This is a genomic window from Psychrobacter sp. 1Y4, assembly GCF_051847555.1.
In genome coordinates, this window is record NZ_JBPYDE010000459.1 from 1 (window position 1) to 754 (window position 754).

Below are 754 nucleotides of genomic sequence, written 5' to 3' on the forward strand. Positions count from 1 at the left end.
CAAAGAAGCCATTTGGAAACGTGTCGCCACCGATATGAAATTGCCTAATTTAGAGAACTATGGTGAAGAGATTACGCTAGAGCAAACGCCAGAGTACTTAGATCGCTTTATGTCGAGCAAAGTGGTTGGGCGTTATGTAGTAAATGTGAAGTTTTAGGTTTAGAGTAGTTCGTATTGATAAAAAAGCAGCGCTCCTTTCGGGGTGCTGCTTTTTTCAATTAGATTTATTGATATCTTGTGAGCTTGACTATAATTGATAAGTGTTTGATGTTAGTTACTCTAACAACTTGGGATTGCTTAGCTATATTATTACTCTTAAACTGAAGTGTTCATAATAGCTCGTTATTATGAATATGTATTTGATAATCATCTAATATTTAACCCAAACGTATAGAAGCTAGAGGATTTTATGGCACTCCAAATGGCAAGCGAGCTTAGATTTCCCATGGGCGCAACAGAATCTTTAGATAATAATACTATAGATGATTTTGTCTCATTAGTTAGAAGAGTATCAGGCCCAGTAGGACAACAACAGATAATAGAAATTTTTAAAAGAAATCTTTGCAAGGTTTCTAATGAGTATTATGCACCTAGTTCTTCTCTGAGCTGGGCAGAATCCGATATGACTACTCAAGCCTATAATGCAGCTAAAGATGCACCTAATTTTGTAGCAGCTATATATGAAGCTTTAGAAGAACTAGAGCATAAAGGTGCTACTGTACCAACAGTACAATATATTAATCAGATATTGAAA

Annotated in this window: 1 protein-coding gene; it reads left to right on the top strand. The window is 35.4% G+C overall.

Annotation, left to right across the window (positions count from 1 at the left end; all coding sequences use genetic code 11):
* Positions 1-409: 409 nt before the first annotated feature.
* Positions 410-754, top strand: a 345-nt coding sequence (locus tag ACS8FC_RS16960) for a hypothetical protein (RefSeq protein ID WP_439297646.1), incomplete at its 3' end; no start/stop codon positions are given.